Below are 24,599 nucleotides of genomic sequence, written 5' to 3' on the forward strand. Positions count from 1 at the left end.
AGTTGACTCACTCCTCCACACCTGTAGGCAACCCCGCCGCCGACCGTGCCCTCCCTTTGCGCCGCAAGCCAGTTGAGCCTTGGCGGCCGCAAAGGATCAAGCGCACCAAACACCCCAGACCAAGGTCAACAGGCGCGTTGGGTGATTCCTGCACTTGTTTCGGACATGTGCTCTCGCATACGTTCCCGGCCTGTCGGGCGGACGCCGAATCCTGCCACCGCCCGGTCACACAGTCATCCGCCAACAAACTCGCAGGCAGGAGCGGGGGACCCAGGTAAGTCGCCGCACCGGTCACCACCGGAGCGGCTCGGGGTGAAGCCGTGCCCGTCAGGGCCCGGCCGGGCACCTCCCCGCCCGAACCCGACAGCTCACCTCGCAGGCGTAAGGAGAGGGACTCAAGCATGTCTGCCAACGGTCAGAACCGTCACGCCCGCACCGCCCGCCTCGCCCGGAAGCTCGCCGTGGCCGGCACCGGCGCCGCCGTGCTCGCCCTGCCGCTCATCGGCGCCACCAGCGCCTCCGCGGCCACTCCGGCCGCCACCACGGCCGCCACGACCGCCACCACGGCGGCGACGACGTACCCGGACAACCTCGACGGCTGGATCCGTGAGTCGCTCGACATCATGGCGCAGCACGGCATCCCCGGGTCGTACGACAGCATCCACCGCAACATCATGCGGGAGTCGTCGGGCAACCCGCTCGCCATCAACAACTGGGACATCAACGCCATCAACGGCACCCCGTCCAAGGGCCTGCTCCAGGTGATCGACCCGACCTTCCAGGCGTACCACGTCGAGGGCACCTCCTGGGACCCGTACGACCCGGTCGCCAACATCACCGCCGCCTGCAACTACGCGGCCGACCGGTACGGCTCGATCGACAACGTCTTCGGCGCGTACTAAGAGGTACCGAAGACCCGCTCGAGGACGACGGCCACGCCGTCGTCCTCGTTCGTCGTGGTGATCTCGTCGGCCACCGCCTTGAGTTCGGGGTGGGCGCCGGCCATGGCGACGCCGTGGGCCGCCCAGTCGAACATGGGGATGTCGTTGGGCATGTCGCCGAAGGCGATCGTCCGCCGCCGGCCCAGCCCCAGGCGCTCGGCGGCCATCGCCAGGCCGGTCGCCTTGGTGATGCCGCACGGCTGGAGCTCCACCGTTCCCGGCCCCGACATCGTGACCGTGGCGAGCGAGCCCACCACCGCGCGCGCCGTCGCCGCCAACTCGTCGTCGGTCAGGTCGGGGTGGCGAAGGAGCACCTTGCTGATCGGCGCGCTCCACAACGCGTCGCGCCGCTCGACCCGCACCGCGGGCAGCGTCGGATGGGGCATCAGGTACCCCGGCTCGATGAGCGTCAGGCCGTCGACGCCGTCCTGGTCGACCGCGGCGTGCACCTGCCCCACCTCGGCCTCGATCTTGCCGAGCGCGGTCTCGGCCAGCTCCCGGTCCAAGGTGACCGACCACAGCATCCGGTGCTCTCCGGCGTCGTACACCTGCGCGCCCTGGCCGCACACCGCGAGCCCGGTGCAGCCGAGGCGGTCGAGCAGGGACCGCACCCGGGGTGCCGGCCGCCCGGTCACCACCAGGTGCCGCGCACCGGCTCCGGCCACCCGCGCCAGTGCGGCCAGCGACCGGTCGGACACGGTGTCGTCGCCGCGGAGCAGCGTGCCGTCGAGGTCGGTGGCGACGAGTGAATAAGCGGTGCGGTCCATGATCAGAGAATACGGACACCGCACCTGTCCGACTCACCCACGATCGCTTCCGAACGAGGACGCGCGAGGTAGGCACGAGTCCGCACGAGTACGGCACAAGTGCGCACGAGGACGCACGTTCGTGTCCGAAACCTGGCACATCATCGGCTTCATCGGCTAAGGCCGGTTAAGGGCCTGTGCACCGGTTGGCAACAACATGGTCCGCTACCTACCGGCCGGGCCGTCCCCGGGGGTACCTTCCTTCTGTCCAGGGGGACTTGATCGGGGGGTCGGGTTGAACAGCGGACGTGTGCGCGTGCTCAGGCCGGAGGAACTGGGCGAGGGGGAACGGGAGCGCTGGCGCGAGCTGCGCGCCAAGTCGGCGGCACCACGCAATCCGTTCATGGAACCGGAGTTCACCGGCGTCGTGGGCCGGGTAAGGCCGCGGGCGCGGGTCGCGGTGGTGTACGACGGTGGTGAGGCGGCCGGTTTCCTGCCGCACGAGCGCGGGCCTCTGGGCCAGGGCCGGGCGATCGGGCTCGGCGTCTCGGACTGCCAGGGCGCGGTGCTGCGCCCGGGCCTCGCCCCGGACACCCGCGAACTGCTGCGGGCCTGCTCCCTGTCGAGCTTCGCCTTCGACAACCTCGAGGCGGAGCAGGGGCTGTTCGTGCCGCACGCCGCCGAGGAGCACACCGCCTACGTCATCGACGTGGAGCAGGGATACGAGGCGTACGAGAGCGCCCTGCGCGACCGGTCGCCGAAGTTCCTGAAGACCACCCTCGCCAAGGAGCGCAGGCTCGGCCGTCAGGCCGGGGAGGTGCGCTTCGTGTTCGACGAGCATGATCCGGCCGCGCTGCGCACGCTCATGGAGTGGAAGTCGGCGCAGTACCGCAGGACGGGACGCCGGGACCGGTTCGCGCAGGAGTGGATCACCCGGCTCGTCGGACGGCTCGCCAGGACCCGGGCGCCGGAGTGCACCGGCACGCTGTCCGTGCTCTACGCCGGCGGCCGGCCGGTCGCCGCCCACTTCGGACTGCGCTCGGCGACGGTCATGGCCTGCTGGTTCCCGGCGTACGACCCCGAGTTCGCCAAGTACTCACCGGGGCTGGTGCTGCATCTGCGGATGGCCCAGGCCGCCGCCGCCGAGGGCATCGGCATGCTCGACATGGGGCGCGGTGCGGCGGAGTACAAGGACTCGCTGAAGACCGGCGGCCTGTCCGTGTACGAGGGGGCGGCGACGCGGGCGGGGGCGGGTGCCGCGCTGCACTGGCTCGGTCGCGAGCCGGCCCGCCGCGCGCACGGCTTCGTACGCGACCGGCCCCGGTTGGCGTCGCTGGCGGTAAGGACGTTGAGGGGCGCGGCCCGGCTGCGCCGGTCATGACGGAGGGCAACCACGAGGGGGTGGGCGCATGGCCGGTGTGCGGCGTGCGCGGCAGCAGACACGGCGGGAGACGGAGCGGGAGATAGAGGGGTTCCTGAGCATCGGGCCGGTGCAGGTCGCCGAGCTGGATCTCGGGGCCGAGGATACGGAGGGTACCGAGATCACGGAGGGTGCCCAGGCTGCGGAGAGGGCCGAGGATACGGCGGTGGCCGAGGGTAGGGAGGGGGCGGCGCTGAGACCCGGGCCGGGTAGTGCTCCGGTGACGTCCGGTGCGGTCTTCCTGCTGGTCAGGCGGGCGGGGGTACCCGTCGGCACCGTACTCGGCCAGGTGCCCGAGGGCGCGGATCCCACCGAGGTGCTGGCCGGGCTCGCCCGGGAGCTGCCGCGCGGGGAGCCGCCCGAGCCGTTGCCCGCGCCGCCCTCCGCCAGCGTCGTGGTCGCCACCCGGGAACGCGCGGACCAGCTAGCCCGCGCGCTGGACTCGCTGCTCGCGCAGGACCACCCGGACTTCGAGATCGTCGTCGTCGACAACGCGCCCGCGACCGAGGACACCCGCGAACTGGTCGAGCGCAAGTACGGCGAGCGGGTGCGGTACTTGTGCGAACCGGTGCCCGGACTCGCCATCGCCCACAACCGGGGCCTCGCGGCCGTACGGGGCGAGGTGGTCGCCTTCACCGACGACGACGTGGTCGCCGACCGGCGCTGGCTCGCCGAGCTGACCGCGCCCTTCGCCGCCGACCCGCGCCTGGGCTGCGCCACGGGGCTGATCCTGCCCGCGCGGCTGCGCACGCCCGCCCAGGTGCTCCTGGAGAGCCACGGCGGCTTCGCGAAGGGGTTCACCCCGCGGACGTACGACCCGGCGCGTCCGCCCGCCGACGAGCCGCTGTTCCCGTTCACCGCCGGCCGCTTCGGCTCCGGCGCCAACATGGCCTTCCGTACGGCGGTGCTGCGGGCGGTCGGCGGCTTCGACCCGGCGACCGGCGCGGGCACGCGCGCCCGGGGCGGCGACGACCTGTACGGCTTCGTCCGCGTCCTCGCCCAGGGGCAGCGGCTGCGCTACACCCCGCGCGCGCTGGTCTGGCACCACCACCGGGAGACCTGGCGGGACCTGGAGACCCAGGCGTACGGCTACGGCGCGGGCCTCACCGCCTACCTCACGGCGATCCTGGTGAACCGGCCCGCGCTGCTGCCGGCCTTCCTCGCCCGGGTGCCGGGCGGGCTGGCACACGCGCGGGGGCTGACCGCCGTACGCGCCACCGGCGGCGGTGCGGACGCGGCGGCGGAGGTGCCGGGCGGGCACGACTCCCGCACCCATCCGTGGCCGCGGCGTCTGTCCCGGTTGCAGCGCCGGGGCATGCTGTACGGCCCCGTCGGCTACCTGCGGGCCCGCCGCGCCCTGCGTACGGTCGGGCTGGAGGCGCGATGAGCGGGGCGGCCGGTGCTCCGGGAGCGGCCCGGGGGCGGGACGGCGTCCCCGCGGCAGGCGGGCCGGGCGGGCACATACCCGTCTTCCTCTACCACGCGGTGATGGACGATCCGCCCTCCTGGATCGCCGAGTTCACCGTCACCCCGAAGGCGTTCGCCGCCCATCTGGACGCGATCGTGGACAGCGGTATGACGCCGGTCACGATCAGCGTGCTCGCCGACCACCTCGCCGGGCGGGCGCCCCTGCCGCCCCGGCCGGTGCTGCTCACCTTCGACGACGGCTTCGCCGACCTGCCCGGTCCCACGGCCGAGGCGCTGGCCGGGCGCGCGCTGCCCGCCACCGCCTATCTCACCACCGGGGCCATCGCCCCGGGCGGTCGCAGTCTGCTGCCCCCGGCCCCGATGATGACCCTGGACAAGGCGGCGGAGCTGGAACGTTCCGGCATGGAGATCGGCAGCCACACCGTCACCCACGCCCAGCTCGACACGCTGCCGGCCAAGGGGCTGGCGTACGAACTGCGCACGTCCAAGGCCGTACTGGAGGACGCCCTGGGGCACCCGGTCCGCCACCTCGCCTACCCGCACGGCTACAACAGCGCGAAGGTGCGGTCGCTGTCGGCCCGCGCCGGGTACGAGACGGCGACCGCCGTGCGGCACGCGCTCAGCTCGGACCGCGACGAGCGGTACCGCATCGCCCGGCTCATCGTGCGGCGGAGCCACACGGTCGCCGACGTCGAGGCGTGGCTGGCGGGAGCGGGCGCCCGGATCGCCCCCTACCGCGACGGTCCGAAGACGGTCGCGTGGCGGTGGTACCGGCGGGGGCGCGCCATGGTGCGGGGGCCCGAGTTCGCGGGGTAGCCAGTGGGCGCCGGCGCGGGGCCTGGGCACGCCGGGCGGCCATCGGGCACCGGCCTGGGGCCCGAGTTCACGGGGGGCCGGCGGGCACCGGCGCGGGGCCTGGGCACGCCGGGTGGCACGGGCACCGGCCCCTGGGACCGAAGTCCGCCGGGCGGCCGGCGGGCACCGGCCCGCGGTCGGGCGTTCGCCGGGTGATCAGCGCGCACCGTCCCGCGGTCGCGAGTTCGCCGGGTGATCAGCGCGCACCGTCCCGCGGTCGCGAGTTCGCCGGGTGATCAGTGCGCACCGTCCCGCGATCGCGAGTTCGCCGGGTGTCCGTGACGGTGGCTCCGGTCAGTCGAGCGGCTGGTTGAGGTGGGGGTCGGCGGCCGCCTCGCGCAGGCTGTCCCACGCCCGGTCGTTGGCCACGGCCAGGTTGCAGTGCGGTCCCGGGTCTCGGTAGTTCCACTGGAGCGCGGCCTTGACGCCCTCCAGGTCCTTCAGGACCCGGGGCACCCGCGCGTACCAGTCCGCCTGCCGGCCCGGCCGCTTCGGATCGGCGGCGCTGCCGAACTCCGAGAGCATCAGGGGCTTGTCGTCGGAGAGGTTGGCGCGGATCCAGTCGTGGGTGGCGTGCTGCGTCTCGGCGAAGCTGAGCCAGTCCGCCTTGTGGCAGAGGTAGTAGTTGTACTGGTTGTAGCCGATCCAGTCGACGTACTCGTCCCCCGGGTACATCTTCTCGAACAGGTCGGCGTGGTTCAGGTAGCCGGTGATGATCCAGGTCCACACGACGTTGTCGACGCCAAGCTCGCGAAACCGGTCGTGGATGTGCCGGTATGCCCGTACGTAGTCGGCCGGGGAGCCGTTGTCCGGGGTACGGGTGTCCATCTCCAGGTCGAAGGAGAGGAACACCTTCTTCCCCGTGCGCTGCCCGTACTCCTTGACGCGCTGGGCCTGGACGTCGATCACGGAGTCGTCCAGGCCGCCGGCGGCTATCTCTTTCCAGGTGGGCTGCTGCCGGTCCGTACCGCCCCACCACTTGCTCTCCCAGGAGAGCAGCAGCATGCGGTCCTCGCCGACGCGCTGTTCCTGCTCGGTGAGGAGCTGTCCCTCCCGGCGGGTGTCCGTGACCGCCGACATGTCGTGGTATGTGTACACGATGTCGAGCCTGCGGCCGACGTTCTTCTCGTAGGCGTGCACCTTCTCGGCCAGGTCGGACTTGTCGTGCGGCACGAAGGCGCCGAACCAGGCGCCGCAGGGCGGTACGAGGAGCTCGGTCGGGCGGCACTTCGCGTCGTCGGCCGGGTCGGCGGGGCCGGAGGCGTCACGCAGGGCGAGCACCGCGACCAGGACCGCGCAGGTGGCCGTGACGGACGTGATCAGCAGCCGGCGCCGGCCCGGGTCCCCGGGAGCCTTCGGCCTGCGGTGCTGTCCGGTCGTCGTCGAGTCCCCGGTCGTGCGGCGAGCGGGACGGGTGAACCTCACAGAGTGGAACCCTTCCGTGTCCTCGGCGCCGTCCCCGGCGCCGCACCGGGCGTCGGCGGAGAGGCACGCAGGCGCGGGCAGAACCCGGCGAGCGTGGTCAGCAGGGTGAGCGTCAGCAGGACGCGGTCCCCGCTGAAGGCGTGCGCGGCTATCAGTACGGTGGCGACGAGCATCGCGGCGCCCACGCTCAGCAGGACGGCCAGCATCAGCCGTTCCAGCAGATCGGAGTGGCGTTCGAAGTCCGCGTGCCGGCGCTCGACGGGGCCTTCGGCACGGCGGGCCCGTAGCGCGGGGCCGCAGAGTCCCACCAGGGCGGCGCCCGGTCCGACGGCCAGGAACGCGGCGACCGCCGCGCCGCGCAGAGGTGAGCCGCCGGGCAGGGCGAGCGCGGCGAGTGCCAGCCAGCCTGCGAACGGGGGCAGCATACGGATCACGAGGTCCTGCGGTGTCATGGCTTCCTGCCGTGTCGAGGCGTCCTGCGGTGCCCTGGCGTCCTGCGGTGTCATGGCGTCCTGCGGTGCCCTGGCGTCCTGCGGTGTCATGGTCTGACTCGCTCCCCTTGTCAGCTCGCCGGCTTCAGGACATAGAGCACGCCGGCACTGTTCTCGGCGATGAGCTCGAACCTGGGTGAGGCCGCCACGGACTCCCGTACGCGCTCCAACTGCGCCTTGTCCAACTGGCCGTTCATCTCCGAGTTGGCCGTCTGTCCCTGGGTGAGCAGGAAGTAGGCGCGGGCCGGTGCCTCGACCGCGGCCATGTCGCGGGCGAGGACGGCGGCCGGGTCGCGCACGATCTCGTCGACGTGGCGCCGTTCGTCGTCGAGGAACCAGTAGTGGTCGACTCTCCAGTACTGCTCGTAGGCGAGCGGGTAGTTCCGGTTGGCGGCGACGACCAGGGAGTCGTCGGGCGCCTGGTCGAAGAGCTGCTGGACGAGGGCGACTTCCCGGGGCGGGAAGTAGTTGACGCGGTCCTTGCCCGAGTAGCTCGGCACGAACGCGAGAGTCCCTGCGAGCAGCACGAGCGGCGGCACCCACGCGCCGTAGCGCAACGAGGGCGGTGAGGGCAGCGGGTTCAGCGAGGCCAGGGGGAAACGACGGCGCCGGGCGGCGGCGGCCGGCGAGCGTCCACCCCGTCCGCCCCGTACACCCGGCTCCCGCGCGGCGGCGTCGGCGGCGTCGGCGGCGTCGGCGGCCAGCGTGCGGACCCTGGGCAGCAGCGCGGCGGCGGCGAAGAAGGCCGCGCCGGGCAGCATGAACATCAGCACCCGGAAGATCATCTCGCTGCCGTAGCTGCTCGCCACGAACATCGGCAGCGGCGCCGCCGCGACCAGCACCAGTGGCCACGCCCGGTGCCGCAGCACCCGCTGGCGCAGTACGCCCACCAGCGCGAGCAACAGCACGGAACCCGACAGCAGCCGCGCAGCCCAGGAGGTTACCACCGCTCCGGTGCCGGTGGGAGTGGCCCCGTACCCGGTCTCGACGTTGGCGCCGACATCGCCTATGGAGCGGATCATGTCCGGCATGGCGGCGGAGAGGAAGGGCAGCGCGGCCGTCAGACACCAGGCCAGGAAGATCACGACCGTGGTGACCACCGGGACCCAGTGGCGGTAGCGGCGCGTGAAGGCCAGGGCGAGGAGCGTGACGACGAGCATGCCCGGTGTCAGTTGGTGCGAGACGACGATGGCGGTGACCAGGGCGCTGAGCAGTACGGTCCACACCACCTGGCCCGGCCGGCCGCGCCGCCCGCCGGAACGGCCGTAGCGGCGCAGTACGACCGCGATGACGCCCAGGTGCAGGGCGAACGCGACGGACTGCGGCGAGAAGTAGTCCTGGCCCACCCAGTTGGCGACGCAGAACAGCCACACGGAGGTCCAGATCAGCCGCCGGTCCTCGGTGAAGGTCCGGTAGATCAGCAGCAGCGGAAGCAGCAGCAGCGCGCTGGAGACCAGCGGCCACCAGGCCATGTACATCGCGGCGTTGTCCACGCCGAGCAGCCGCACCAGCGCCGCCTGGGCGGCGAAGAAGCCGGGCCACTGGTCGTAGACGGCCATGTCGCCGAGCTGGTCCGCGTTCTGGAGTCCGCCGGACGTCAGCAGATGGTCGATGACCGCGTCGTGCTTCCACGCCCACGCGTAGAGCGGGGTCGGGTAGAGAAGGGCCTGGGTGGCCCGCTCCATCACCAGCAGCGCCAGAACGTACGCGAGCGACCAGCCGCCCGGGCGGCGCGGGTCGCGGACCGTGAACCAGAAGCCGGCGGTGAGCACCGCGAGGCCGGCCCAGAAGGTGGGGTGCAGGGCGCTGACCAGACCGAAGTCGTCCAACGCGGAGATGTCGGTGCGCCGTATCGCGTAGCCCCACAGGGCGAGTGCGACGAGCAGCGGCACGGCCGGCCAGGCGGCGGCCGCACGGGTCGGCCAGGCGGCTGGGGTGAGATCGGACAGATCCGTCACGGGCGGCTCGACGGCGGAACCCGAGGGCTCCTGGGTAGGGGGGCGGTGGGCGCGTGCGGTGTTCTCCCGGCCGGGCCGGGCGGACGCCTCGTCCGAGGCCGTGGTGGCCGACTCCTGCGAGGTGCGGGGGGCCGGTTCCGGCAGGGTGCGGGTTTCCCCGGCTTCCGGAGCGTCCGAAGCCGTCGGTTCGGCCCGGTTCGACGTGTCCGGGGTTCCCTGCCCGGGCACGGGCTCTGGTGCGGATCTCTCCCGTGGAGTTGCTGGCGGACGCACGACGGTTCCCCCCTGGCGATTCGGCTCTGCGCTGGATCAGTCCCTGGACATGCCGTTCGGTCTGGTGCGGTGCTGGGGCTCCGTCGTGTCCGTCATGTCCGTCGCCCTGGACGCACTCGTCGCACTCGTCGCACTCGTCTCGCTCGTCTCGCTCGTCGCGCTCGTCGCAGGGGACGCACTCGTCGCGCCGGGCCCACTCGTCGTTCTTGTGGCGCTCGTCGTTCTCGTGGCGCTCGTCGTTCTCGTCGTGCTCGACGCACTACACGCGCTCGTCGCACTCGTCGTGCTCAAGGCACTCGTCGTGTCCGTCGTCGAAATCGGGCTGCGTAGTGACAGGAGCAGGACGACGAGGACGAGCAGCAGAAGGAGGGGCGGCGCGAAGGGGGCGAGCTCCTGACGCCAGACCCATCCCGCCACCGCGGCGAGATACAGAACCCCCCAGCGTCCCTGCCACCGCAGCCGGTCGCCCGCCTTCGCGAGCAGCAGCCACAGCGGTACGAGACACAGCAGATGCAGGACGAGCGGAGCCCAGCGCAGCAATGTGCCGGGCCCGTCGAGCCCCGCCGCTTCCGCGATGAATCCGGCCGTCTCGGTGTATAACGTGCCCCCGACCGCCTCCGGTTCCCGGCCCAGCGCAACGGGTGCCGCGTGCAGGGCGAGGACGGCGGCGCCCAGCGCGCCACCGGGCAGCCACGGGTCTTGCGCGGCGCAGAGGGTCACGGCCGCCACGAACACCACGAGCACCAGGGCCCCCGCGACCAGCGTCGGCAGGGGCAGTTCCCGCAGAAGCTCCTGCCCGGTGAGTTCGGCCCCGGTCCCGGAGACGCCGCCCAGCCACGGCAAGTCGCGCAACGCCACCAGGAAGACGACGGTGGCGACGCCGAGCAGCAGCCAGAGTGCAGGCCTCAGACGCCGTTCGGGGACCGTCCCGATCCTGCCGTCGAACCCGTCGTCCCCGTTCTCGGCGAACTCACCGACACCGCCCCCGCCCCCATGGGCGTAGCCGTGGTCTCCGACGGCTACGGGACGGGAGCCGGAGCCGAGGCCCGAGTCCACCCCGGTCGCCTCGGTCTCGGCGGACGCGTCGGCCGATTCGCGCGCGTCGGGTGCGCCCGGCACGCCGGCCGGTTCGGGCGCGTCGGTCGTATCGGTCGCGCCCGGCGCGTCGGGCAGATCCGATGTGGCGTCCGACGTCGCCTCCGGACCGGCGGATCCGGGCTCGGCGTCCGGGTGCCGGGAGCGCCGGACGATCACCGCGAGGGTGTCCGCCTCCAGGGCTTCCCGCTCGTACCCCGGGCGCCCTATGAACAGGGCGACGGTGTCGTCCCGTGACGCCTCGCCGGTCCGCCCGTCCTCGTACGCCGCCCGCCGTGCCCAGCTCGTGCCGTACCCGGCGGTGGCGTTCAGCCGGGCCCAGTGAGTGCCGTAGGAGGTGCCGGAGCCCGGTTTCCGGTCACCCCGCGGTCCGATGCCGCCGGAGACGCCCGCGCCCCCGCGCCCGCCGGAAGGACCGGCTCCGTCGACACCGCGCAGAGCGGCGCGCAGGCCGGGCGCGCAGCCGACCGCGACCACCGTCATGCCGCCCAGTACCGCCCAGCCGGCACCCGCGATCCCGGCCGGGGTGAACAGCATCGCCGCGCTGCCCAGCACGAGGACGCACATGCTGCCCTGCACGGCGGCGAGCATGCCGGTGCGCCCCTGGACGCGCAGCACGCCGATGTACAGCTCGACCACGATTCTCGGCAGCGCCCCGATGGCCAGCAGCCGCAGCACCGTGGAGCCGTGCTCGGCGTAGTCCTCGTCGAAGGGCGCGAGGATCTGCGGGGCGAAGACGACCAGGAAGAGGACGACCGGCACCAGCAGCAGTGTCATGCGGCGCAGTGCTCCGCGGACGCCGTCGGCGAGGCGGCGCGGGTCGTGCGACGCGTGCGCGGTGAGGGAGGAGGCCATGTTGATGGCCATGAACTCCATCGTGCCGCCGACGGTGTACGCCACGTAGAAGTAGCCGTTCTCCGCGGCACTGAAGTTGACCGCGACCATGACCGGCAGCAGGTTGATCATCGCCAGGCTGAACAGCGCGCCCAGCGAGTCACCGGCCAGGAACCGCCCCATCTCCCGGACCTTGGGCGGCTCCACGTCCCGGTCCGCGGCGGCCTGGCGCGGGATGAGCCTGCGGAAGATCAGCCAGCCGAGCGGCAGTGTGGAGAAGGCGATGGCCACGGCCCAGGACACGAAGATGCCGAGCACCGGCAGCGTGGTGGCGAACAGGGCCAGCAGGATCAGCTTCCCGACCGAGAACACCGCGTTCCCGGCGGGCACCCACTCCGCCTTGCGCAGTCCGGTCAGCACACCGTCCTGCAGCGTGAGCAGTGCCCAGGCCACGCACGCGGCGACGAACAAAGCCCCCGCCTCGGCGGTGCCCAGCGGGGCGTACGACGCTCCCCACAGGTCGAGCGTGAGCAGGAAGACGACGGCGGCCACGGCGACGACCACCGAACTGGCCGCGTACGCCCGCCACACCAGCGGCCCGGTGGTACGGCCGGCGCGCGGCACGAAACGGACCACGGCGCCGATCATCGTGGTCGCCGTGATGCTGGCGAGCAGCCGCATGGCGGCGATGGCGGCGGAGCCCTGTCCGACGGCCTCCTCCGAGTAGTAGCGGGCGGCCACGAGCCAGAAGCCCAGGCCGAGCACCGCGGAGACACCGGTGCTGAGCATCAGGAAGTAGGCGTTCTTGAAGAGCGAGTCGCCACCGTGCCCGCTTTCGGGCAGCGTCGGGCCGCCGCCCGCGGCTGCCGCGGCGGTCTCCTGGACCCGCGTCTCAGCCACCGGACGGAACCGTCCCTTCCGGCGCCCCGGCCGGTCGTACCGCGGACTCCTCCAGCGCCGCTACGGCCGCCCGGGCCCGCAGCGGGTCCACGGGCAGCGCGTGCCGCGCGAACCAGCGCGCTCCCTCGGGTGAGGGCGACGGGTCGGTGAAGGCGGTACCCGCGTAGTCGTCCAGCGGCGGGTCGTAGAGGTATCCGACGACGATGCCGCGCCGGGCCAGCGCCCGCACCGCCGCGTCCCGGTCCGCCACGAGCAGCGGCACCCGGAACAACGGCTGCGCCGCGCCCGGCGACCGGCTCCTGGCACCCTCCCACGCGGCCGGCTTCGCCCAGCGCGTCGAGAGCAGCAGCTCCGTACCCGCACGGCAGCCGGCGAGTACGTCGTCCAGCCGGTCGAGCCGCCGCCCGATGCGCCCGAGCCGGAACCGGCCGGCCGCCAGCCGGTAGTCGTGCATGTCGACGCGGACCCACGGGTCGTGGGCGTCGAGACCGGGGGCCGAGGCGAGCGCGCGGGACAGCTCCTCCGGACGCAGCGGCATCCGGATCTCCTCCCGCTCCATCAGCCCCAGCAGGCGCATCGTGGCCCAGGCGGCCCGCCGCAACCGCAGTCCGCGCACGGCGGCCTCCGCGTACGGCCGTACCGCGTAGGCGAGTTCGGCCCTCCCGCTACGCGGCAGCAGCAGGTCGTCGCAGGCCTTCTCCAGCGCCTCCCGCAGCCCGGGGTCGGCGACCGCGAGGATCCCGCCGGCCTTGGCACCGACGTGCTTGGACAGGCTGAATACGGAGGCGTCGCCCCAGGCGCCGACCGGACGCCCGCCCACCTCGCTGCCGATGGCGTGCGCCGCGTCCTCGAACAGCGGGATGCCCAACGCGTCGCAGCGGGCCCGCAACCCGGGCGCCGGGTCCGGGTTTCCGTACAGGTTCGTCGTCAGTACGGCGGACAGCGAGCTCCACGTCTCCTCGGGCACGGCATCGATGTCGATGGACGCGTCCGACGGGTTCAGCGGCGCCTGCACCGGCCGCAGTCCGGCCGCGAGCACGACGAAGAAGATGACGTCGTCGTTGACCGGCGACATCAGCACCCGGCCGCCCGGCGGGCACCAGTGACGCAGCGCCGCGTACAGCCCGAAACGGCACGACGGTACGTACACGCATTCCCGGCCGAGTCGGCCGCGCATGGTCTCTTCCAGCCGCTTCCTCGGCTGCGAACCATCCCGCACCGAACCCGGACCGGCCTCCCCAATGGCCATCCGTCCCCCTGATGTGCCATCGAAAGCCCCCTCCCCGAGGCCTTCCGGCACCCGCCCAGAGTCGCCCCGTTCGCACCGCTCCGTCAAGATTGCGTACCGGCCTGTGGACAACTTCCCGCACACGATCGGACGCGGAGCGCCACATCCCCGCACGTTCACGCGGGCGTACGCGGGCGGCGAGGGAACCGCCCCACAGGTCACTCTCCCCGCCTCACGCACCGGCGCGCGGACCACTCCCCGCACGTCAGCCCGCTCGAGCGCGCCCTCCCCCGCCACGCACCGCCACCTCCCGACGCACTGCCCAAGACCGGCATGTCACCCGTAACGTGTGGCCCGGCCACGAACCACGTGGCGCACACGGCGCGCACGGCGCACATGGCGAGCACGAAAGCGAGGCAGCACCCGATGCCCCCCTTCGATGTCCCCGAGGGCGACCCCTTCGGCCCGCACAACCTTCCGTACGGCGTGTTCTCGGTCCCCGGCAGGAAGGAGCGGACGGTGGGCGTCCGGCTCGGCGACCGCGTCCTCGACGCCGGCGCGGCGGCCCACGCGCTCGGATCGCCGTACGCCTCCCTGCTCGCGCGGCCCACCCTGAACCCGTTGCTGGCGGCCGGCCGCACCGCCTGGTCCGACGTACGGCGCGCGCTCACGGCCTGGGTGACGGTGCCCTCCCACCGCGAAACCCTGGGACCCCTCTTCCATCCCCTCTCCTCGGTGACGCTGCACCTGCCCTTCGAGGTCGCGGACTACGTCGACTTCTACGCCTCCGAGAACCACGCCCGGAACGTCGGCCAGATCTTCCGCCCCGACGCCGCCGACTCCCTCACCCCGAACTGGAAGCACCTCCCCATCGGTTACCACGGCCGCTCCGGCACGGTCGTCGTGTCCGGCACGGACGTCGTACGGCCGTCGGGGCAGCGCAAGGCCCCCACCGACGCCGCTCCCGTCTTCGGCCCGTCCGTCCGCCTCGACATCGAGGCCGAGGTCGGCTTCGTGGTGGGTGTGCCGTCCGAACTGGGCAGCCCCGTGGCGCTCGGCGACTTCCGCGAGCACGTCTTCGGGCTCTGCCTGCTCAACGACTGGTCCGCGCGGGACGTCCAGGCCTGGGAGTACGTCCCCCTCGGCCCGTTTCTCGGCAAGTCCTTCACCACCTCGGTGTCGGCCTGGATCACACCGCTGGACGCCCTGGAGGAGGCACGGGTGGCCCCGCCGGAGCGCACCCACGAACTGCTGCCCTACCTCGACGACACGGCCGGGGAACGCGACGAACCCGGCGGCTACGACCTGCGGATCTCCGTCGCCGTCAACGGTCACGTCGTCTCCGAGCCGCCGTTCGCCACCATGTACTGGACGGCCGCCCAGCAACTGGCCCACATGACCGTCAACGGCGCCTCCCTGCGCACCGGCGACCTCTACGGCTCCGGCACGGTCAGCGGGCCGACCGAGCGGGAGCGCGGGTCCCTGCTGGAGCTGACGTGGAACGGACGCGATCCCCTCGAACTCCCCGACGGCAAGCGGACGTTCCTGGAGGACGGGGACGTGGTGACCCTGTCGGCCTGGGCACCGGGACCGGGCGGTACCCGGGTGGGACTGGGCGAGGTGACCGGGCGGGTCGTCGGGGCACCGGCCGGACGGTGACCCCCGCCACTGCCCAGCGCCCGGATCCGCTGCCCTCCGGGTCCTGACTCGCACCGCCCGGCACCGTCATACTGGCGTCGGGCGGTGTGCGCGGCAGGTCCGCACGCGCGCGGCACCCTCGCACACCGGGCCCGCCGCGGCCCGGCACCGCCCACCACAACCGCACCACAGCCAGAGCCGCCCTTCCGACCAGGATCCGGAGCCCGTGGCATGACCCTCTGCCTGCTCCTGCTGTTCGTCGTCGCCGTGACCGCCGCGGTACCGGTCCCGCGCGCGCTGACCCGGTCCGCCTGGCCCGAACGGGATCCCGTGGTCGCGCTGTGGGTGTGGCAGTGCCTGGTCGCCACCGTCCTGCTGTGCTGTCTGACGGCCCTCGTCCTCGGCGTCGCCGCCGTCTTCGGCACCGCCCGCGCCCAGCTCTTCGCGCCGGCACCACCCGCGGTGACCGCGGCCTACAACCTCTCCGCCGGCCCGCCCTGGGCGGCCGCCCTCACCCTGCTGCTGGCCGGCGGCGCCGCCTGGACGACCGCCATGCTGGCCCGCGAACTGGTCGAGGCCCGCCGCCGCCGCGCCCAGTCACGCGCCCACCTGCGCGAACGCGCCCCCGACCTGCCCGCCGGGCTCCCCGCCGCCCGCGGTCCCCTCCTGGTGCTGGAGGACGAGTACCCGGACGCCTGGTGGATGCCCGGCAGCCCGCCCCAGCTCATCGTCACCACCGGCGCCCTGCGGCGCCTCACCGACCACCAGCTCGACGCCGTACTCACTCACGAACGCGGCCACGCGCGGGCCCGCCACGACTGGCTGCTGCACCTGTCCACCGCCCTGGCCACCGGATTCCCGCGGGTCCCGCTCTTCGCCCATTTCTGCGACCAGACCCACCGCCTGGTGGAACTCGCCGCCGACGACACCGCCTCCCGCCGCTGCGGCCACCTGACCACGGCCCTGGCCCTGATCGAGCTGAACCAGCACCGCGGCGTCCTGTCCTGCTCCTCCAGTCACCGCCTCCTCGGCGAACGAGTCGACCGCCTCCTCGAGCCCCCGCCCCGCCTGCTGCCCCGTCACAGGGCCCTGACCACGGCGACGGCCGCCCTGGTCCCCCTCATCCCCCTGCTGATCACCTTCGCGCCGGGTCTGACGGCGCTGGCGTAGGCAGCCGCGCGCCGCGCGAGGACGACGTCCGGCCGACGCGGCGCACCACCGCCTCCGGCGGGCCCTCTACATCCAGTCGTCCGGCTCGGGCTCCTGCCCGGGCCAGCCGTCCTCATCGTCCGAGCCGGGAAGGGAGGCGACCGAGGGGCCGCCCGGCTCCGGCTCGGCGGCGGCGACCGGTCCGGCCAGCCCCGCCAGCACCGCGAGCACGCCCTCTCCGTAAGTCACCAGCTTCTTCTCGCCGACCCCGCTGATGCCTCCGAGCTGCCCGATCGAGGTGGGCCAGGCGGTGGCGATCTCCCGGAGCGTGGCGTCGTGGAAGATGACGTAGGCCGGGACACCCTGCTCACGCGCCTGCTCCGCGCGCCAGGCACGCAGCGCCTCGAAGGCGGGGAGCAGTTCGTCCGGCAGTTCGGCCGCGGCGGCCTTGGGCTTGCGGTCCCCTCGTCCGCCGCCCGCCGACCGTGCCGTGGCCGGCTTCCCGGGCTCCTTGCGCAGCGGCACCTCCCGCTCCCACCGCAGCACCTCCCCACTGGTCTCGGTCAGCACCAGCGTGCCGTACTCGCCCTCGACCGCGAGCAGTCCCTGGGCCAGCAACTGCCGGGCGACGCCCCGCCACTCGCCCTCGGTCAGCTCCTCTCCGATACCGAACACGGAGAGCTGGTCGTGGTCGAACTGGATCACCTTGGCGGTGCGCTTGCCCAGCAGGATGTCGATGATCTGCCCCGCGCCGAACTTCTGCCCGCGCTCCCGCTTCAGCCGCACCACCGTCGACAACACCTTCTGTGCCGCCACCGTGCCGTCCCAGGTCTCCGGCGGGGTGAGACAGGTGTCGCAGTTGCCGCAGCCGGCCGGGCCGGGTTCCTGGCCGAAGTAGGCGAGGAGCTGGCCGCGGCGGCACTCGGCGGTCTCGCACAGCGCGAGCATCGCGTCCAGGTGGGACTGGGCCCGGCGGCGGAACGCCTCGTCGCCCTCGCCGGACTGGATCAGCTTGCGCTGCTGTATGACGTCGTTGAGTCCGTACGCCATCCAGGCGGTCGACGGCAGGCCGTCCCGCCCGGCGCGGCCGGTCTCCTGGTAGTAGCCCTCGACCGACTTGGGCAGGTCCAGGTGGGCGACGAACCGCACGTCCGGCTTGTCGATGCCCATGCCGAAGGCGATGGTCGCCACCACGACCAGGCCCTCCTCCCGCAGGAACCTCGACTGGTGGGCCGCGCGGGTGCCCGCGTCCAGTCCCGCGTGGTACGGCACCGCCTCGACCCCGTTGCGGGACAGGAACTCGGCGGTCTTCTCGACGGAGTTGCGTGAGAGGCAGTACACGATGCCCGCGTCGCCGGGGTGCTCCTCGCGCAGGAAGCCCAGTAGCTGCTTCTTCGGGTCGGACTTCGGCACGATCCGGTACTGGATGTTGGGCCGGTCGAAACTCGCGACGAAGTGCCGCGCCGCCGGCATGTTCAGCCGCTCGGTGATCTCGCGGTGCGTCGCGTGTGTGGCCGTCGCCGTGAGTGCGAGCCGAGGTACGTCCGGCCAGCGCTCGCCGAGCAGGGACAGGGCCAGGTAGTCGGGCCGGAAGTCGTGGCCCCACTGGGAGACGCAGTGCGCCTCGTCGATCGCGAAGAGGGAGATCTTCCCGCGGGAGAGCAGATCGAGGGTGCCCTCCAGGCGCAGCCGCTCGGGTGCCAGGTACAGCAGGTCCAGCTCGCCGGCGAGGAACTCCGCCTCCACCACGCGCCGCTCGTCGAAGTCCTGCGTGGAGTTCATGAACCCGGCTCGCACACCGAGCGCCCGCAGCGCGTCCACCTGGTCCTGCATCAGCGCGATGAGGGGCGAGACCACGATGCCGGTGCCGGGCCGGACCAGGGACGGAATCTGGTAGCACAGCGACTTGCCGCCGCCGGTCGGCATGAGCACGACGGCATCGCCGCCCGCCACCACGTGATCGACGACCGCTTCCTGCTCGCCGCGGAAAGCCTCGTACCCGAAGACCCGGTGCAGCGTGGCCAGCGCCTCGCTGTCCATGTCCCTCGCCTGTGCCGTCTCTGCCATCTCGCCGATCACGCCTGTCCCGCCCATCGTCCCGTCCCCCGTACGTCCTGCCTCGTCCGTCTGGTCTGTCTGGTCCGCCCTGTCCCGACCACTGCCTCAACGATAGGGGTCCGCGCCGACAGCTCCGGAGTTATCCACAGGTCGCCCGCCGCGGCCCGCGTCAAGGACACGGAAGTCGGTCACACGTTCGCGGGAGACCCGTCCGTTTCCGGCGGATAGTCTGATTGCACCCGCGAGACTCCGTCCCATGGGAGCACTGATGAGCGTCGCGCCGAAGGCGTCCACACCCGACTGGCCGACCCCGCCCGAGGGCGGCTGGACCGCGGACGACCTGGACCGGCTCCCGAATCTGCCTCCGCACACGGAACTGATCGACGGAAGCCTCGTCTTCGTGAGTCCGCAGACCCTTTTCCACTCACGCGCGGTGAGCTTCTTCGAATGGCAGCTCCAGTCCCTCGCCCCGGCGGAGTTCGAGGTCATCCGCGAGTTCACCATCGACATCGACCGGCAGAACCGGCCGGAGCCGGACGTGATCGTCGTGCGGGGTGACGTGGTCGACGACCCGGAGCAGACCCGCTACCCCGCCGAGGCCGTCACCCTGGCCATCGAGGTCGTCTCGGCCGAGTCCGTCTCCCGCGACCGCGAGACCAAGCCCTTGACGTACGCCCGGGCGGGCATCGCCCACTACTGGCGGGTAGAGAACGAGAAGGGGCTCGCCGTCGTCCACGCCTTCGAGCTGGAGCCCACCACGCGCGCCTACGCCAGCGTGGGCATCTTCCGTGAGCGCATGAAGCTGAGCGCCCCCTTCCCGATGGACCTGGACCTGACCGGCATCAAGCCGCGCCGCGGCGGCGAGTAGGGCCCGCGCACGACGGCGGCCCGGCACCCCTGAAGGGTGCCGGGCCGCCGCCTCCGTACCGGCGGGCGCCGCGTCAGCGCACGAACACCCCCGCTTGTCCCGCGAGGTCCAGGAAGTACTGCGGCGCCACACCGAGCACCACCGTGACCGCCACGCCGACGCCGATCGCCGTCATCGTCAGCGGTGACGGCACCGCGACGGTCGGGCCCTCCGGCCGCGGCTCACTGAAGAACATCAGCACGATGACGCGGATGTAGAAGAACGCCGCGATGGCCGACGAGATCACTCCGACGACGACCAACGGGACCGCGCCGCCCTCCGCCGCCGCCTTGAACACGGCGAACTTGCCGGAGAACCCGGAGGTCAGCGGGATGCCCGCGAAGGCCAGCAGGAACACCGCGAACACCGCCGCCACCAACGGCGACCTGCGTCCGAGGCCGGCCCACTTCGACAGGTGGGTCGCCTCACCGCCCGCGTCGCGCACCAGTGTCACGACCGCGAAGGCACCGATCGTGACGAAGGAGTACGCGGCCAGGTAGAAGAGGACGGAGGAGATGCCGTCGGGCGTGGTGGCGATGACACCGGCGAGGATGAAGCCCGCGTGCGCGATCGACGAGTACGCCAGCAGCCGCTTGATGTCGGTCTGGGTGATCGCGACGATCGCGCCGGCCAGCATGGTGACGATCGCCACGGCCCACATCACCGGCCGCCAGTCCCAGCGCAGGCCGGGCAGGACGACGTAGAGGATGCGGAGCAGGGCGCCGAAGGCGGCCACCTTGGTCGCCGCCGCCATGAAGCCGGTCACCGGTGTCGGCGCGCCCTGGTACACGTCCGGCGTCCACATGTGGAACGGCACGGCGCCCACCTTGAACAGCAGGCCCATCACGATCAGCGCGGAGCCGACGAGCAGCAGCGCGTCGTTGCCCATGGTGTCGGCGAGTGCCGGGGTGACGTTCTGGACGGTGCCGTCGACGACCTGCGCGATCGTGCCGTACGACATCGAGCCCGCGTAGCCGTAGAGCAGGGCGATGCCGAACAGCGTGAACGCGGAGGCGAACGCGCCGAGCAGGAAGTACTTGACCGCCGACTCCTGCGACATCAGCCGCTTGCGGCGGGCCAGTGCGCACAGCAGGTACAGCGGGAGGGAGAAGACCTCCAGCGCCACGAAGAGCGTCAGCAGGTCGTTGGCCGCGGGGAAGACCAGCATGCCCGCGACGGCGAAGAGCAGCAGCGGGAACACCTCGGTGGTGGTGAACCCGGCCTTCACCGCCTTCTGCTCGCTCTCGCTGCCCGGTACGGACGCGGCCTGCGCGGCGAAGGAGTCGACACGGTTGCCGTGCGCCTGCGGGTCGAGGCGCCGCTCGGCGAAGGTGAAGAGGGCGACCAGACTCGTCAGCAGGATCGTGCCCTGCAGGAACAGGGCCGGCCCGTCGACGGCGATGGCGCCCATCGCCGCGATGCCCGCCTTGGTCGTGCCGTATCCGCCCACCGCGAGCGCGACGACCGCGGCGAAGGCGGCGACGAGCGCGACGGCGGACACGAACATCTGCGCGTAGTAGCGGGACCTGCGCGGCACGAGGGCCTCGATCAGGATTCCGATGACCGCCGCGCCGATGACGATGAGGGTGGGCGACAGTTGCCCGTATTCGATCTTCGGCGCGTCGATCTTCGAGATCGGATCGGCCGCCGTCGCCGCCGTTGTCCACAGGCTGTGGACGGCTGTTGCGCTCACTTGGCCGCCTCCACCTCAGGCTGGGGGTCCTTCTTGTGTACGTCGGACATGGTCTGCTCCACCGCGGGGTTGACGATGTCCGTGACGGGCTTCGGGAAGACGCCCAGGAAGATCAGCAGCGCCACCAGCGGCGCCACGACCACCAGCTCACGCACCCGTAGGTCGGGCATCGCGGACACCTCCGGCTTCACCGGCCCCGTCATCGTCCGCTGGTAGAGGACGAGGGTGTAGAGCGCGGCGAGCACGATGCCGAAGGTGGCGATGATGCCGATCACCGGATAGCGCGTGAACGTGCCGACCAGGACCAGGAACTCACTGACGAAGGGCGCGAGGCCCGGCAGGGACAGGGTCGCCAGGCCGCCGATCAGGAAGGTGCCGGCGAGGACCGGGGCGACCTTCTGCACTCCCCCGTAGTCGGCGATGAGCCGCGAGCCGCGCCGCGAGATCAGGAAGCCGGCGATCAGCATCAGCACGGCGGTCGAGATGCCGTGGTTGACCATGTAGAGCGTCGCGCCGGACTGGCCCTGGCTGGTCATCGCGAAGATGCCCATGATGATGAAGCCGAAGTGCGAGATCGACGCGTACGCGATCAGCCGCTTGATGTCCCGCTGGCCGACCGCGAGCAGCGCCCCGTAGATGATGCTGATGACCGCCAGGACGAGGACGACCGGCGTCGCCCACTTGCTCGCCTCCGGGAAGAGCTGGAGGCAGAAGCGGAGCATCGCGAAGGTGCCGACCTTGTCGACGACCGCCGTGATGAGCACGGCCACCGGGGCGGTGGACTCCTGCATGGCGTTGGGCAGCCAGGTGTGCAGCGGCCACAGCGGTGCCTTCACCGCGAAGGCGAAGAAGAAGCCGAGGAACAGCCAGCGCTCGGTGCTGGTCGCCATGTTCAGCTCGCCGCTCGCCCGGGCCTCCGCGATCTCGGTGAGCGAGAAGTTCCCCGCGACCACGTAGAGCCCGATCACCGCGGCCAGTATGATCAGCCCGCCGGCCAGGTTGTAGAGGAGGAACTTCACCGCCGCGTACGACCGCTGGGTGGCGGCCGTCTTCTCGCCGTGCTCGTGGGCCCGGTCCCCGAAGCCGCCGATGAGGAAGTACATCGGGATCAGCATGGCTTCGAAGAAGATGTAGAAGAGGAAGACGTCGGTGGCCTCGAAAGAGATGATCACCATCGCCTCGACGGCCAGGATCAGGGCGAAGAAGCCCTGCGTCGGCCGCCACCGGCTGCTGCCGGTCTCCAGCGGGTCGGCGTCGTGCCAGCCCGCGAGGATGATGAACGGGATCAGGAGGGCGGTCAGCGCGATCAGCGCCACCGCGATGCCGTCCACGCCCAGTTCGTACCGGACGCCGAACTCCGCGATCCAGGAGTGGGACTCGGTGAGCTGGTAGCGGTCGCCGCCGGGATCGAATCGGATCAGGATCGTGATCGCCAGCGCGAGCGTGGCCAGCGAGACCAGCAGCGCCAGCCACTTGGCCGCGGTGCGTTTCGCGGCCGGCACGGCCGCCGTGGCGATCGCCCCGACGGCCGGGAGCGCCGCCGTGACTGTCAGCAGGGGAAAGGACATCGGTATCAGACCGCCCTCATCAGCAGGGTCGCGGCGACGAGGACCGCCGCACCGCCGAACATCGAGACCGCGTACGAGCGCGCGAAGCCGTTCTGCAGCTTGCGCATCCGCCCGGACAGGCCGCCGACCGAGGCCGCCGTGCCGTTGACGACCCCGTCGACCAGGGTGTGGTCGACGTAGACCAGGGAGCGCGTGAGGTGCTCGCCGCCGCGGACCAGGACGACGTGGTTGAGGTCGTCCTGGAGCAGGTCGCGCCGGGCGGCCCGGGTGAGCAGCGACCCGCGCGGGGCGACGGACGGGACCGGCCGGCGGCCGTACTGCGCCCAGGCGACCGCCACGCCGATCACCATCACGGCGACGGTGGAGACCGTGACCGTCAGGGCGCTGATCGGCGCGTGGCCGTGGTCGTGGCCGGTGATGGGCTCCAGCCAGTGCACGAAGCGGTCGCCGATGCTGAAGAACGCGCCGCCGAACACCGAACCGACGGCCAGCGCGATCATCGGGATCGTCATGATCTTCGGCGACTCGTGCGGGTGCGGTGGCGTGTACTCGCCTCGCGTCTCGGCGGCGGGCTCCACGTCGGGCTTCGCGGGCGACGGCGTCGGGGCGTTGCGCCAGCGCTCCTCGCCGAAGAACGTCATCAGCATCACGCGCGTCATGTAGTACGCCGTGATGGCCGCGCCCAGCAGGGCGCAGGCGCCGAGAATCCAGCCCTCGGTGCCGCCCTTGGCGAACGCCGACTCGATGATCTTGTCCTTGGAAAAGAAGCCGGACAGACCCGGGAAGCCGATGATGGCGAGGTAGCCGAGGCCGAAGGTGACGAAGGTGACCGGCATGTACTTGCGCAGTCCGCCGTAGCGGCGCATGTCGACCTCGTCGTTCATGCCGTGCATGACCGAACCGGCGCCGAGGAAGAGACCGGCCTTGAAGAAGCCGTGCGTCACCAGGTGCATGATCGCGAAGACGTAGCCGATGGGACCGAGACCGGCCGCCAGCACCATGTAGCCGATCTGCGACATGGTCGAACCGGCCAGTGCCTTCTTGATGTCGTCCTTGGCGCAACCGACGATCGCACCGAACAGCAGCGTGACCGCACCGACGATGGTGACGACCAACTGCGCGTCGGGCGCGCCGTTGAAGATGGCGCCGGAGCGGACGATCAGGTACACGCCCGCCGTCACCATGGTCGCGGCGTGGATGAGGGCCGAGACCGGGGTCGGGCCCTCCATCGCGTCCCCGAGCCAGGACTGCAGTGGTACCTGGGCGGACTTGCCGCAGGCGGCGAGCAGCAGCATCAGGGCGATCGCGGTGAGCTTGCCCTCGTCGGCCGAGCCCGCGAGTCCGGCCTCCCCGTGGCCGCCGAGTACCGGCCCGAAGGCGAAGGTGCCGAACCACAGGAACATCAACATGATCGCGATGGACAGGCCCATGTCGCCGACGCGGTTGACCAGGAATGCCTTCTTCGCGGCGGTGGCGGCGCTGGGCTTGTGCTGCCAGAAGCCGATCAGCAGGTAGGAGGCGAGGCCGACCCCCTCCCAGCCGACGTACAGCAGCAGGTAGTTGTCGGCGAGGACGAGCAGCAGCATCGCCGCGAGGAACAGGTTCAGGTAGCCGAAGAAGCGGCGGCGGCGCTCGTCGTGCTCCATGTACGCGACCGAGTACAGATGGATGAGCGAGCCGACGCCGGTGATCAGCAGGACGAACGTCATCGACAACTGGTCGAGCCGGAAGGCGACGTCGGCCTGGAATCCCTCCACCGGGATCCAACTGAACAGGTGCTGCGTCAGGGTGCGGTCCTCGGCGCCGCTGCCGAGCATGTCGGTGAAGAGGACGACACCGATCACGAAGGACGCGGCGGCCAGCAGCGTACCGATCCAGTGACCGACGGCGTCCAGCCGGCGTCCGCCGCACAGGAGGACCGCCGCTCCGAGCAAGGGCGCCGCCACCAGCAGCGCAATAAAGTTCTCTGCGTTAGTCACGGTTCTAGCGACC

Annotated in this window: 17 protein-coding genes and 1 riboswitch; of the genes, 7 read left to right on the top strand and 10 right to left on the bottom strand. The window is 71.9% G+C overall.

Translation table 11 applies throughout. The annotated features are described in order from the left end of the window. Positions 1-228 precede the first annotated feature (228 nt). Positions 229-396, top strand: a riboswitch (cyclic di-AMP (ydaO/yuaA leader). Positions 397-401: 5 nt separating this feature from the next. Beyond that, complete coding sequence (locus tag B1H29_RS15395) at positions 402-902, top strand: transglycosylase SLT domain-containing protein (protein WP_055418437.1); 501 nt, start codon at positions 402-404, stop codon at positions 900-902. Here B1H29_RS15395 and B1H29_RS15400 read toward each other — a convergent pair. After that, entirely contained in the window at positions 899-1,708 is an 810-nt protein-coding gene (locus B1H29_RS15400; RefSeq protein WP_055418438.1) for an HAD family hydrolase, read from the bottom strand. The genes B1H29_RS15395 and B1H29_RS15400 overlap by 4 nt on opposite strands. A gap of 274 nt (positions 1,709-1,982) precedes the next feature. Here B1H29_RS15400 and B1H29_RS15405 point away from each other — a divergent pair, with 274 nt between their 5' ends. The 3 genes from B1H29_RS15405 (at position 1,983) to B1H29_RS15415 (ending at position 5,351) form a co-directional block, all read left to right on the top strand. Next, entirely contained in the window at positions 1,983-3,068 is a 1,086-nt protein-coding gene (locus B1H29_RS15405) for a GNAT family N-acetyltransferase (protein ID WP_055418439.1), read from the top strand. Positions 3,069-3,096: 28 nt separating this feature from the next. Then, positions 3,097-4,494, top strand: a complete 1,398-nt coding sequence (locus B1H29_RS15410) for a glycosyltransferase (protein WP_055418440.1) — start codon at positions 3,097-3,099, stop codon at positions 4,492-4,494. A gap of 101 nt (positions 4,495-4,595) precedes the next feature. Beyond that, positions 4,596-5,351 (top strand): polysaccharide deacetylase family protein, encoded by a 756-nt coding sequence (locus tag B1H29_RS15415; RefSeq protein ID WP_055418968.1) that lies wholly within the window; start codon positions 4,596-4,598, stop codon positions 5,349-5,351. Positions 5,352-5,684: 333 nt separating this feature from the next. Here B1H29_RS15415 and B1H29_RS15420 read toward each other — a convergent pair whose 3' ends face one another. From B1H29_RS15420 to B1H29_RS15445, 5 genes are all read right to left on the bottom strand, one after another. Continuing rightward, positions 5,685-6,815: a glycosyl hydrolase gene (locus B1H29_RS15420; RefSeq protein WP_079160239.1), complete on the bottom strand. Its 1,131-nt coding sequence runs from the start codon at positions 6,813-6,815 to the stop codon at positions 5,685-5,687. Next, positions 6,812-7,357 (bottom strand): hypothetical protein, encoded by a 546-nt coding sequence (locus B1H29_RS15425; protein WP_234393021.1) that lies wholly within the window; start codon positions 7,355-7,357, stop codon positions 6,812-6,814. Before B1H29_RS15425 ends, B1H29_RS15420 begins: the two co-directional genes overlap by 4 nt. Before the next feature lie 20 nt (positions 7,358-7,377). After that, the gene (locus B1H29_RS15430; RefSeq protein WP_055418971.1) at positions 7,378-9,264 is read right to left on the bottom strand and encodes a hypothetical protein; all 1,887 of its coding nucleotides are present in this window, start codon (positions 9,262-9,264) and stop codon (positions 7,378-7,380) included. Positions 9,265-9,573: 309 nt separating this feature from the next. Further along, entirely contained in the window at positions 9,574-12,366 is a 2,793-nt protein-coding gene (locus B1H29_RS39340) for a lipopolysaccharide biosynthesis protein (protein ID WP_234393022.1), read from the bottom strand. Continuing rightward, entirely contained in the window at positions 12,359-13,543 is a 1,185-nt protein-coding gene (locus B1H29_RS15445; protein ID WP_055418441.1) for a DegT/DnrJ/EryC1/StrS family aminotransferase, read from the bottom strand. The genes B1H29_RS39340 and B1H29_RS15445 overlap by 8 nt, the downstream gene beginning before the upstream one ends. Positions 13,544-14,020: 477 nt before the next feature. Between B1H29_RS15445 and fahA the strand changes: the two genes are divergently transcribed. Continuing rightward, on the top strand, positions 14,021-15,253 hold the full coding sequence (gene fahA / locus B1H29_RS15450; RefSeq protein WP_055418442.1) for a fumarylacetoacetase: 1,233 nt from the start codon (positions 14,021-14,023) through the stop codon (positions 15,251-15,253). Positions 15,254-15,463: 210 nt separating this feature from the next. After that, entirely contained in the window at positions 15,464-16,402 is a 939-nt protein-coding gene (locus B1H29_RS15455; protein ID WP_055418443.1) for a M56 family metallopeptidase, read from the top strand. 66 nt (positions 16,403-16,468) lie between these two features. Here B1H29_RS15455 and recQ read toward each other — a convergent pair whose 3' ends face one another. Beyond that, positions 16,469-18,475: a DNA helicase RecQ gene (recQ, locus tag B1H29_RS15460; RefSeq protein WP_055418444.1), complete on the bottom strand. Its 2,007-nt coding sequence runs from the start codon at positions 18,473-18,475 to the stop codon at positions 16,469-16,471. A 232-nt stretch (positions 18,476-18,707) separates the two neighbouring features. On the opposite strand from recQ, the gene B1H29_RS15465 reads away from it, so the two are divergent. After that, on the top strand, positions 18,708-19,307 hold the full coding sequence (locus B1H29_RS15465; RefSeq protein WP_055418445.1) for a Uma2 family endonuclease: 600 nt from the start codon (positions 18,708-18,710) through the stop codon (positions 19,305-19,307). Positions 19,308-19,380: 73 nt separating this feature from the next. Here B1H29_RS15465 and nuoN read toward each other — a convergent pair whose 3' ends face one another. The 3 genes from nuoN to nuoL are packed head-to-tail and all read right to left on the bottom strand — an operon-like array spanning position 19,381 to position 24,586. Beyond that, positions 19,381-21,039: an NADH-quinone oxidoreductase subunit NuoN gene (gene nuoN / locus B1H29_RS15470; RefSeq protein WP_055418446.1), complete on the bottom strand. Its 1,659-nt coding sequence runs from the start codon at positions 21,037-21,039 to the stop codon at positions 19,381-19,383. Then, on the bottom strand, positions 21,036-22,607 hold the full coding sequence (locus tag B1H29_RS15475) for an NADH-quinone oxidoreductase subunit M (RefSeq protein ID WP_055418447.1): 1,572 nt from the start codon (positions 22,605-22,607) through the stop codon (positions 21,036-21,038). Before B1H29_RS15475 ends, nuoN begins: the two co-directional genes overlap by 4 nt. Before the next feature lie 5 nt (positions 22,608-22,612). Continuing rightward, on the bottom strand, positions 22,613-24,586 hold the full coding sequence (gene nuoL, locus B1H29_RS15480; RefSeq protein ID WP_055418448.1) for an NADH-quinone oxidoreductase subunit L: 1,974 nt from the start codon (positions 24,584-24,586) through the stop codon (positions 22,613-22,615). Between the last annotated feature and the right edge of the window lie 13 nt (positions 24,587-24,599).

Source organism: Streptomyces pactum (genome assembly GCF_002005225.1).
Lineage (GTDB): Bacteria > Actinomycetota > Actinomycetes > Streptomycetales > Streptomycetaceae > Streptomyces > Streptomyces pactum_A.